11 protein-coding genes are annotated in these 10,821 nt (G+C 37.8%); all 11 read right to left on the bottom strand.

The window, feature by feature from the left end; all coding sequences use genetic code 11:
• Positions 1–232: 232 nt before the first annotated feature.
• A complete protein-coding gene (gene recO / locus FG383_RS14980) occupies positions 233–1,015 on the bottom strand; it encodes a DNA repair protein RecO (RefSeq protein ID WP_142608198.1) in 783 nt (260 codons plus the stop codon).
• A gap of 17 nt (positions 1,016–1,032) precedes the next feature.
• The gene (era, locus tag FG383_RS14975; RefSeq protein WP_142608197.1) at positions 1,033–1,953 is read right to left on the bottom strand and encodes a GTPase Era; all 921 of its coding nucleotides are present in this window, start codon (positions 1,951–1,953) and stop codon (positions 1,033–1,035) included.
• Positions 1,940–2,347 carry a cytidine deaminase gene (locus FG383_RS14970; protein WP_142608196.1) on the bottom strand — a complete coding sequence of 136 codons (408 nt, stop codon included), beginning with the start codon at positions 2,345–2,347 and terminating at the stop codon, positions 1,940–1,942. Before FG383_RS14970 ends, era begins: the two co-directional genes overlap by 14 nt.
• An 11-nt stretch (positions 2,348–2,358) precedes the next feature.
• Positions 2,359–2,724 carry a diacylglycerol kinase family protein gene (locus FG383_RS14965; RefSeq protein WP_142608195.1) on the bottom strand — a complete coding sequence of 122 codons (366 nt, stop codon included), beginning with the start codon at positions 2,722–2,724 and terminating at the stop codon, positions 2,359–2,361.
• On the bottom strand, positions 2,711–3,196 hold the full coding sequence (gene ybeY / locus FG383_RS14960) for an rRNA maturation RNase YbeY (protein ID WP_142608194.1): 486 nt from the start codon (positions 3,194–3,196) through the stop codon (positions 2,711–2,713). The genes FG383_RS14965 and ybeY overlap by 14 nt, the downstream gene beginning before the upstream one ends.
• 20 nt (positions 3,197–3,216) lie before the next feature.
• The gene (locus FG383_RS14955) at positions 3,217–5,328 is read right to left on the bottom strand and encodes an HD family phosphohydrolase (protein ID WP_246097021.1); all 2,112 of its coding nucleotides are present in this window, start codon (positions 5,326–5,328) and stop codon (positions 3,217–3,219) included.
• 126 nt (positions 5,329–5,454) lie between these two features.
• A complete protein-coding gene (locus FG383_RS14950) occupies positions 5,455–6,411 on the bottom strand; it encodes a PhoH family protein (protein ID WP_142608193.1) in 957 nt (318 codons plus the stop codon).
• Entirely contained in the window at positions 6,408–7,514 is a 1,107-nt protein-coding gene (locus FG383_RS14945) for a sporulation protein YqfD (protein WP_142608192.1), read from the bottom strand. Before FG383_RS14945 ends, FG383_RS14950 begins: the two co-directional genes overlap by 4 nt.
• 289 nt (positions 7,515–7,803) lie before the next feature.
• Complete coding sequence (locus tag FG383_RS14940) at positions 7,804–8,241, bottom strand: hypothetical protein (RefSeq protein WP_142608191.1); 438 nt, start codon at positions 8,239–8,241, stop codon at positions 7,804–7,806.
• A gap of 30 nt (positions 8,242–8,271) precedes the next feature.
• Positions 8,272–9,276: a flotillin-like protein FloA gene (gene floA, locus FG383_RS14935; protein WP_142608190.1), complete on the bottom strand. Its 1,005-nt coding sequence runs from the start codon at positions 9,274–9,276 to the stop codon at positions 8,272–8,274.
• Positions 9,276–10,601, bottom strand: a complete 1,326-nt coding sequence (locus tag FG383_RS14930) for an NfeD family protein (protein WP_142608189.1) — start codon at positions 10,599–10,601, stop codon at positions 9,276–9,278. Before FG383_RS14930 ends, floA begins: the two co-directional genes overlap by 1 nt.
• Positions 10,602–10,821: the final 220 nt, after the last annotated feature.

The raw sequence follows: 10,821 nt of genomic DNA, 5'->3' as shown, positions 1-10,821 counted from the left end.
GCGGCTTAGGCGGACGCCTAAGCCGCGGTGAAGGCTCATCGCTCACCCGGTGGAAAGCGTACGACTGCAGTGAAAATCCTAGCGTTCACTAGTCGACGCAGTATCCCTATATCGCGTTCGATACAAGAAATGGCATACCTTATACTACTTTGAAAAAAATCATCCACATGTTTAGATTTTAATAATTTTCTATAGCATAAAATAATCCCAAAAAAGATCCAAATCCGAAGCGCTATGCTTCGGAACTTGGATCTTTTTTGGGATTAAAAAATTCTGGCGTTTTCTCCATTTGATCTAAAAACCCTTGAGACTTCAAACGAATTCCTACTTGTTCATTATAAATGGTTCGAACGATTTTTTTGATAAAGCCCTTTGTTTCTTTTTTTAACGTAAGTTTTCCAACTTGGCTTATCGGAACGGAGTAAAAGGTACGGATTAACTTCACTTGTGCTGGTGTTAACCTTATTAAATAGGGATCAACCGAAAAGCATCTGTGGCAAAGGAATCCAATTTGAGCAAAAGAAAATGCAAATTCCCCGTCCGTTGCTCCACAGTTAGTACATTGATGCAACACCGGATAAATACCAGCAATAGGAAGCATCTTCCATTCTACAAATAAACTAATTGCTTCTGGATCATACTCCTCAGAAATAGCTTCCAGCGCTTCTTGCAAAATAGTAAACACATGTGGTTTCGGGCGCTCATCTTCTATTAATTTATCTACTAGCTCCATGATGAAACTAGCATACGCAGTAGTAAAAATATCTTCTCGAATAGAGCGCATAGAGTCAATAATTTCCCCTTGCTGTAGGGATCCCATCCCTCTACCTTGCTGAATCAAAAAATAAGCATAGGTAAATGGCTGGGATATAGAAGACAGGCGGCTCGTTGGTTTTTTGGCCCCACGAGCCATGGCTGCTCTTTTTCCTAATTCTCGTGAAAATATCGTGACGATTTTATCCGTTTCTCCGTAAGATGAAGTCCGTAAGACAATCCCTTCTACTTTTTGAAGCAAAAGCCTTCCCTTCCTTCTTAATACTCGTCTTCTCTAAATCCATAATCGCGTAAATGGGTCGATTTATTGCGCCAATCTTTTTGAACTTTTACCCATAATTCTAAAAACACTTTCGTTCCGAGTAGCATTTCGATATCATGGCGAGCTCGCGTACCTACTTCTTTTAAAAGTGCGCCTCTTTTCCCGATAACAATCCCTTTTTGGGAATCTCTCTCCACAATAATCGTGGCCATTACACGGATCATATCTTTTTCGGTATCTTCTTCTTTTTTAATCTTATCAATTACAACCGCAATGGAATGAGGAATCTCTTCACGCGTTAAATGGAGTACTTTTTCACGAATTAATTCAGAGATGATGAATCGTTCCGGGTGATCGGTTACTTGATCCGCAGGATAATATTGAGGGCCTTCTGGCAAGTATTTTTGAATTGTTTCAAGCAAACGATCTACATTATTACCTTGCAATGCAGAAATCGGAACTATTTCAGCAAAATCATATTTGTCTTTATAAGACTCAATAATCGAGATTAGTTCATCCGGATGCACTTGATCAATTTTATTAATAACTAGGAATACCGGCGTTTCATTATTCTCAAGTAAATCAATAATGAATTCGTCGCCTTTTCCTCTTGGTTCTGTCGCATTCACCATAAATAAAATAGCATCCACTTCACGAAGTGTATTTTTCGCTACTTTTAACATGAAGTCACCAAGTTTATGCTTCGGTTTATGAATACCTGGTGTATCAATGAAAATCATTTGACTATCATCTAATGTTAAGACCCCTTGTACTTTGTTTCGAGTTGTTTGAGGCTTGTCACTCATGATGGCAATTTTCTGGCCAATTACTCTATTTAAAAATGTGGACTTCCCTACATTTGGACGTCCAATAATCGAAATGAATCCCGACTTAAACCCTTTATTATTTTGTTCCATATTCCATATCCTCCGTTTTAAATGCACCCGGTAATAATTCTCCAACTGTCGTTTCCGATACATCTCCATTTAAATTCGTTAAGAAAACCGGCATATCTTTTTCACAAAATTGTACTAGTACTTGTCTGCAGGCACCGCAAGGAGAAACAGGTCCTTCAGTATCAGCGACAACTGCAATAGCAGCAAAATCTTTTTTTCCTTCAGATACTGCTTTAAATATAGCCGTACGTTCTGCACAGTTAGTCAATCCAAAAGATGCATTTTCAATATTACAGCCGTGGATTACTTCTCCGTCTTTCGTTAAAAGTGCTGCACCTACTGGAAACTTTGAATAAGGTACATACGCATTTTCTCTTGCCTTAATAGATGCTGCTAATAACATTTCTTTATCCATCTTGTTCACCTCTAAAATAATATTCCCGACCATTTCGGGAGAAATATGATTAAACCAACGATTACTGTGCAAATGGCATACACGAGACACGCTCCTGCCGCTAGATCCTTTGCCTGTTTGGCAAGTGGATGTAGTTCAGGCGATGTTAAATCAACGACACGCTCAATCGACGCATTTACTAATTCTATCACGAACATACCACATATTAACATGATAATGATTATCCATTCCCATTTCGATAATCGAGAAAGTAGGCTTGCGATTAATACAATTGCCGCAGCTAGTATGTGGAAGCGAAAGTTTTGTTCACTTTTAACAACATGCACAACACCTTGCGATGCATATAAAAACGACTTAAAAAACTTACGAAAGTCCATGGCCTTCACGCTTTAAACCAAACGCTTGTAAAATCGTTTCTTGTAAACTGAACATTTCTTTCTCTTCTTCTTCCGTCCCGTGATCGTAACCAAGCAAATGTAAAAAGCCATGGACAGCTAAAAAGCAAAGCTCCCGCTCAAATGTATGTCCGTATGATGCCGCTTGTTCTGATGTACGTTCAACCGAAATAACAATATCGCCAAGTAATGTTGGAATATCCGCATCTTTAATCTCGATTTCTCCTTCTCCCATTTCTTCCATGGCAAATGAAATGACATCCGTTGGCATATCTTTTTGGCGATACGTTTTATTAATGTCTTGGATAACCTCGTTTGTTACAAATGTAACACTTACTTCGCTACCTTCTTTTACTGCTAATTGCGTAGCGGCAGAAGTTAATACTTTTTCGACAAGCGTCAGCGTTTCTTCAGATAGTGTGCTTGTTTCATCCATTAAATCTAGTTCTATCATTCTTTTAGCCCCTTACATCCTTATTTTGGGTATTCAATACGCGAATGGAATGTCCCATTCATCGTCGTACAGAAACTTTCTTCCATTCTCTTTATTTCCTTTAACGACAAATCGCATTCATCAAATTGACCATCTAATAATTTGTTTTTAATAATGGATTGGATTAGTTCCCTAATTTTCTCTGCATTTGGTTCTTTCATCGAACGGACAGCAGCTTCTACACTATCCGCAACCGAAATAATCGCAATTTCTTTCGTTTGAGGTTTTGGTCCTGGATATCTGTACAGTTTTTCTGGTGTGTCTTCCTTTATTTCTTTTGCTTTATAGTAAAAGAATTTGAGCAAGCTTGTTCCATGATGTTGTTGTGCAATATCGATTATTTCTTTTGGCATTTTATGTTTCCGTAATATGTCTGCCCCATCTTCGGCATGTGCAATAATAATATCACGGCTCGTTTCTGGTGGTAAATTATCATGTGGATTGTAACCACTCACTTGATTTTCGATAAAAAAACCAGGCCGTTTCGTCTTCCCAACATCATGATAATAACAACCTACGCGCGCGAGTAACCCGTTAGCACCAACCGCTTCACATGCAGCATCTGCTAAGTTTGCGACCATTAAACTATGATGATACGTTCCAGGAGTTTCCGTTAATATTTTTTTTAATAAAGGATGATTCGGATTAGATAGTTCGATTAACCGCATCGTCGACAAAATGCCAAATACGGATTCAAAAAATGGTAATATCCCAATCGTTAGTGCCCCAGATAGTATACCCGATAATACAGCTACTCCAACATAAAACAATATATCGGAAAATTCATACGTCGTTTTTGTCATTAATAAATAAAACAAGATAAATAATAGGTTTATCGCTGAAACGATGAAGCTTGCCCGAAATATTTGAGAATTATTATGTGTTCGCTGCATGGCGAAAATACCTGCTATACTCCCGAATAATATGTATAATGAAATTTCCATTTGAAATACATTCGTATAACCTTCTTGGAAAACAATGCCGGCATAAGCAGCAACAATAAAACTAGTAACGAATGCCGAACGCTCATTTACTAATAAGTAAACAAATACAGAAACCATTGCTGTCGGGAATATAAAGGCAATGACGACATCAAAATTGGACGAAACAGATTGTAACACTTTCATGATTAATACAGAAACAATTAGGCTAAAAGCAACAACAACCAAGTTTTTGGCGTTCGTATTAGCTTTCTCTTTCTTACGAAACGTTTGTGCAAATAGTACCCACATCGTAAGTACAACGAACAATCCAACACCGATCAATGGCTTATAAGAAGCTTTATCTGTTAACATCCCTAGTAATTCAATTTGCCTATAAACTTCTCGGTCTATTATTTCTCCTTTTTGTACAAGAATTTGTCCTTGTAAAATTCGAGTTGGCTCTACACTTGCTCTTGCCTGTTCAATCCGTAACTTCGTTAACTCTTCATTTTCGATTTCTGTTGCTACGATCGCCCCACGTGCTATATTGATAAGGACAGTCATATATTCTCCAGAAAATCCAAATGTATTTCCAACTTGCGAACCAATCTTTTCACGCGCTGCTGGAATATTTTCGGAGCGTATCGGTTCATTTAATGCTGTTTCTACAATAGTGGATAATTTCTCTTTTGATTCTCTTAAAATAGGAGTTGACTGCTTTAATAAAACAGTTAACGTTTCATCACTTAATGGAATAATACTTGCATTTTCCGCTAAAATATCCATTTCATCTTTCAACTTGGAAAGCGGTGTAACAGTCACCTCTTCTACAGCTTCGTCCGGAGGGCTTTTTTTAACTTCGAGTACACTGTCAAAAATAGATTGGATAATTGCTCCTTGGTTGTCTGCGGTTTCATCTTGAAATTGGTAGACAGGAAGAACTTCTAATTCTACTTTTTCTCTTTCTTCCTCTGTTTTGATCGGGTCTTCCATTGTTTTAACAGAACGTATCGTATCAGGTGATAGCTGGAATCGTTCTATATCATATTTACTTTCTTTCACATTTCCAATTAATAAAAAGAACATGCAAAACGCTGTTAAGAGAATGATAACGAAAGGGAGATATTTATGATTGCGCCATTCTCTCCATTTTAACAAAATGGGTTTCACTCTATACTCAGCTCCTTCACAGCTTGTCCTTTTATTATACCTCAAAGTTAAAGCTAGTCATTACTATTTCCTGAAAATTAACAAAAGCAACAGTCAGCTAATGGACCGTTGCTTTTGGAAATGCTATTATTGTTGCTCATCATATGCTTGAATTATTTTTGCAACTAGTGGATGACGAACTACATCACCCTGTTCTAAATATTGAAAATGCATACCGGGAACATTGTGTAAAATTTTCTCCGCAACGATTAACCCAGATTCAGCACCTTTTGGTAGATCTATTTGCGTTTTATCGCCCGTAATGACCATTTTCGAACCAAAACCAAGACGGGTTAAAAACATTTTCATCTGTGCTTTTGTTGTATTTTGTGCTTCGTCTAAAATAACAAAAGCATCGTCTAGCGTTCGACCGCGCATATATGCAAGCGGAGCAATTTCAATTGTACCACGTTCCATCAAGCGGTCTGTTTGTTCGGTCCCAAGTACATCGTGCAAGGCATCGTATAACGGCCGTAAATACGGGTCTACCTTCTCTTTTAAATCTCCAGGTAAGAATCCTAGGCTTTCGCCTGCCTCCACCGCAGGACGTGTTAAAATGATTTTTTTCACATGTGCATTTTTCAATGCTTGAGTTGCCATCACAACGGCAAGATACGTTTTACCAGTACCTGCTGGGCCAATTCCGAATGTTAAATCCGTATGTCTAATTCCTTGTATATACTCTCGTTGACCAATCGTTTTAGCACGAATAGCCTTTCCTTTTGTATTCCTTGCAATTTCTTCATCATACAGACTTGAAAAATATTCAATCGTTCCATTCAAGCTCATTTCAACTGCTGAAGTAACATCACGTAAGTTAATATTGATGCCTTTGCGAATAACAGCAAGCAGTTGTACCATGAGTTTTTTCGCTTCTTCTACGTTCTTCTCTTCACCAACAATTTGAATTTGTTCGCCTCTTGTGATGAGTCGTACCTTTAGTTCCGCTTCAATAAGCTTTACATTTTTATCTGATATTCCGAGAAGCATTACCGCTTCTGCCGGGTCCTGCAAGTTAATATCTAATTGTTTTTGTTCGCTCATGCTTCGTCTCCTTGGGGTATAACTTGTGGTATTGCAATATTTTCATTAACTAATAATAAGACCTTCCCTTTTACTTTATCATTTTGTATAGATACCTGCAAAACTTTATCTTCTAATATTTGTGTACCCGCAGGTAAGTCGTTGATTATTTTTTGAAATAATAAAGGACGTATTAATCGTTCCATCGATTTTTCATTCAACTCGTAAGACTCTTCTATATTTTTTTGTACATATCCTGCTTCTACATAGTTGCGTAAGAAAGATGGAAGAACGATTTCTTTCCAGAAAGGAACGTTAGACTGCCCCTTTTTTTGGATTACCAATTCCCTTTCATTTGGCTTTACAATCGCTACTGTTTTAGGAAGTTCAAACTGTAGTTCAATCCAATAACTTGCATATACTTTTCCTTCTGCACTCGTAATAATTCGTTTATCTCCTTGTGTAACAAACCCATTTACGAGTGTATCCCCTTTTTTAACAGCGACATGTTTTTGTACTGCTCTTACCCCTTTAACTAGTTCAAAATCTGTAATAACACCGCTTCTTTTAGCAATTAAATGAACCGGCGGCGCGTCTTTTATTTCTCGTTCGGTTTGTTTTGGTGCGAGCATTGGCGACACGATAAGCATAGAACCTGATTGGCTAAAATGTACCCATGAATATTCTTTGTACTTCAACAAAATCTTTTGCCTTATTTCTTGTTCAGCAGGCAAGGAAGAAGCAAGCATGTTTTCTTTAATATTCATCGCTTTTAGTTCTTCATATAGTAAGATATTGTTTTCTGGCGAATCGGATTCAATATGAATTGTCCAAATGAATTGTGCAAGACAGATAGGGATGATGAAAAAAAGAACGACGCCTATGAAAGCGTATGAATAAGGAGAAATAATTCCTTTTTTTGTTTCATCTACTAAGGCTACTTTTATTTTCATCGTTTTTCTAACTTTTCGGAAAGCCTTTAAGTCTTTCTTTTTTATCGAGAAATATAAGTAGTTATCGCTGCTATACACGCTGTATACGTTAATATTTATAGCAAACAGACGTTGAAACAAAGCATGTTGATCAGTTGTCATCGGTATTTGTACACGTATGAGGCTTGCCATTAAGTACGATCCTTCCTAGTTAAATTAAAAAAGTTAAGTTGTTCCACAGTTAAATGTAGCCTGCCAGCCGATAGCGATTTTATTTGTAAGCTATCGGCATTAATTTCTAATAAATAATGATCGTAAGAACATACTATGCTATTTTCATTTAACTTAAGAAGGGTTATTTCGTAATCTAAAATAATGTCACTAAAATTATCAATCATAATACTCGCGTGGAGTGGAAATAACTGTTTTATAAAAAACACCCCTTTACATGAATTTATGCATGTAAGGGGGTGTTCATGAGTTATCTTTTGGATTTTGGTGGCGCTAATATTTCAGACAAAATAATAGCTCGGACAAGTTCATCCTTCGTCTCCGGTAATACGCCCGCTATCACTGGTTTTGTAGCATTCACATCTGGTCTATTTCCTTGGTATACAGACAATCGTCCAGAAGATCTTGGCACACCTTGATTGCGACTTACTTCACGCTGCGCTTTTTCCACTGGTACCGCAACAACCGGTTCTTCCTTCATAACCGGCATTCTACGTTCCAGTTCCGCCTGTTGTTGCTGTTTAAACTCTTTTGCTAATTCTCCTAAATTTTTAAACGGATTTTCAGCAAAAGGTTTTTGTGGTGAAACTTTTTTGACCTGTTTTGGAGCATTTTTTTGCTCCGGTTTTTTTTTGCCAAACAATGCGCTAATAATACCAATGATAACGAAAATAATTAATGATTCCAAGGAGAAAGACCTCCTTTCCGCGGTTTTAGACTAGTCTTTCAACTCTTCAGTGGAAGGTTTATCTCCTCCAACTTTACTAATGGAGTCTCTCATACTAGTGTCCGCTTGGATGTTTTTATAGTTCATATAATCCATCACACCAATATTTCCTTCTCTTAATGCCTCAGCCATCGCAAGTGGTACTTCTGCCTCTGCTTCCACTACTTTTGAACGCATTTCTACTACTTTCGCTTTCATCTCTTGTTCAGAGGCTACGGCCATTGCACGTCGTTCTTCTGCTTTAGCTTGTGCGATTTTCTTATCCGCTTCCGCTTGCTCTGTTTGTAGTTCTGCCCCGATATTTTTACCTATATCAACGTCCGCAATATCAATCGATAGAATTTCAAATGCCGTACCTGAGTCTAATCCTTTGGCTAACACGGTTTGAGAAATTAAATCCGGGTTCTCAAGCACGCGTTCATGGCTAGTACTCGATCCGATTGTTGAAATAATTCCTTCACCAACACGGGCAACAATTGTTTCTTCACCCGCACCACCGACTAAACGGTCGATATTGGCACGAACCGTAATACGCGCTTTCGCTTTTACTTCAATCCCGTTCATCGCAACACCGGCGATAAATGGTGTTTCAATTACTTTCGGGTTTACAGACATTTGCACCGCTTCTAGTACATCTCGACCTGCTAGATCGATCGCTGCAGCTCGTTCAAATGTTAGTTCAATATTTGCACGGTGTGCAGCAATAAGTGCGTTTACGACGCGGTCTACGTTACCACCTGCTAAATAATGACTTTCTAATTGATTAATTGCTACTTTTAATCCTGCTTTATGTGCTTTAATAAGAGGATTAACAATACGTGATGGAATTACTCGACGCAACCTCATCCCTACAAGTGTAAAGATACTAATTTTTACTCCCGCCGCTAAAGCTGAAATCCATAGTGTAATTGGGAAAAACGTGAAGAACACCGATAGCAATATAAATGCTAAAACGATAATTACTATTAATCCAATCGTACTTCCAGTAAGTGCCATTATTCTTTCTCCCCTTCCACGACTTCTCGTACAACTATACGAGAGCCTTCTACTTTAATAATTGTAACATGTTTATCCTTCGCAACAAAACTACCATCAGATACTGCATCGATTCGCTCATTGTCGATACGTATAGTTCCAGACGGTCTAAGGGCAGTCATTGTAATGGCCACTTTACCAATTAAATCTATTCGATTTTCATTGGACACATATCCTTGCTCCGTCGTTGTAGCATCAGACAAGATAATCTTGTTTAATGCTTTCATCTGTTTTCCAAAGAACTTCATAATAATCACCATTCCCACTATAGCTACTGTTAAAGCAATTAATACAGCAATACTCATTTGCACAATATTGCCTCCTGCTAGTATTATACTAAAAATAATAGCAGCTGCACCTAATATACCACTAATTCCTCCAGGCAAGAAGAATTCAGCAATTATTAATAGAACTCCGATTACAAAAATAATAATCGTTTCATAGCCTGCAAGACCAGCAACTAGATGCCCGAAAAAGAAAAGCCCGATTGAGATAAGTCCCATCGTACCCGCAACCCCAAATCCTGGAGAGTACAGTTCAACTATCAACCCTAAACTTGCAATAGATAATAATATCGGCACAATAATTGGATGCGTAATAAATCGTGCAACCGATTCCAAAAATGTCTCTTCTGTTTCTACGACTTTCGCATTCACCAGATTTGTCTTTGCCAATAATTCCTCAAACGAATCCACAGTTCCTTTTGAATACTCCACTTCCAAAGCTTCTGATGAAGTGAGTGTCAATAATTTCCCCACAGGCGCTCTGTATTGTGGTAAATCCACAGTGTCGTCCGCCATTGCCTGTGCATATTTGGGATCTTTTCCAGTGCGCTGTGCTGCATTAATCATCTTCGCTTTCCATGCACTGTTTGCTTTTTCGTCTGCTGTATTGCCACTATTATCTATTACTGCTGCTGCACCGATTGTTCCATTAGGAGACATATAAATTTCATCGGTATGTAGCGCTAAATATGCCCCAGCAGATAACGCTTCCGTATTAATAAAAGCTATTTTTCGAATGGAAGTAGAGTCAAGCAAGTTAGAAATTTTCTCCGCTGAATCTACAAAGCCACCTGGTGTATTCAATTCAAATATAATTGCATCTGCTTTTGCCTCTTCAGCTTCATTAATAGATCTCTTCAAAAAAGCGTACAAGCCTTTTTCCACTTCTTTATGGACTGGAATTTTATAAACAGTCGGTGTATCGGCAGTAAAAGAAGGTACAACCATGAAAAATGAGAACAACAATAAACAGAAAGAAATAATGTACCGAGACAAGTTCATCCTTAAACCTCCCTTCTACTATATGTATACTACTGTTTACGGATGAGAACAATAAAAGTTTCATAAAATGAAAATAAACCGAGAAAATAAATTTTCTCGGTTTACATAATTGTAAATGTTAATCATAAAGTACGTGTTTTGAACGTAGGGATGGTTGGGATAAAAATACCACTTACGTTAACGAGCATCTTTTGATTTCTTTTTACGTTTCACGCTTGGG

The sequence above is a fragment of the Psychrobacillus soli genome (assembly GCF_006861775.1).
In the GTDB taxonomy this organism is placed as follows: domain Bacteria; phylum Bacillota; class Bacilli; order Bacillales_A; family Planococcaceae; genus Psychrobacillus; species Psychrobacillus soli.
This window is presented reverse-complemented; position numbering and strand designations above follow the sequence as displayed.

Excerpts from the sequence above, each read along its gene's own strand:
- era (WP_142608197.1), bottom strand. The coding sequence starts at position 1,953 with ATGGAACAAAATAATAAAGGGTTTAAGTCGGGATTCATTTCGATTATT.
- FG383_RS14970 (WP_142608196.1), bottom strand. The coding sequence starts at position 2,347 with ATGGATAAAGAAATGTTATTAGCAGCATCTATTAAGGCAAGAGAAAAT.
- FG383_RS14965 (WP_142608195.1), bottom strand. The coding sequence starts at position 2,724 with ATGGACTTTCGTAAGTTTTTTAAGTCGTTTTTATATGCATCGCAAGGT.
- ybeY (WP_142608194.1), bottom strand. The coding sequence starts at position 3,196 with ATGATAGAACTAGATTTAATGGATGAAACAAGCACACTATCTGAAGAA.
- FG383_RS14950 (WP_142608193.1), bottom strand. The coding sequence starts at position 6,411 with ATGAGCGAACAAAAACAATTAGATATTAACTTGCAGGACCCGGCAGAA.
- FG383_RS14945 (WP_142608192.1), bottom strand. The coding sequence starts at position 7,514 with ATGGCAAGCCTCATACGTGTACAAATACCGATGACAACTGATCAACAT.
- floA (WP_142608190.1), bottom strand. The coding sequence starts at position 9,276 with ATGGCACTTACTGGAAGTACGATTGGATTAATAGTAATTATCGTTTTA.
- FG383_RS14930 (WP_142608189.1), bottom strand. The coding sequence starts at position 10,601 with ATGAACTTGTCTCGGTACATTATTTCTTTCTGTTTATTGTTGTTCTCA.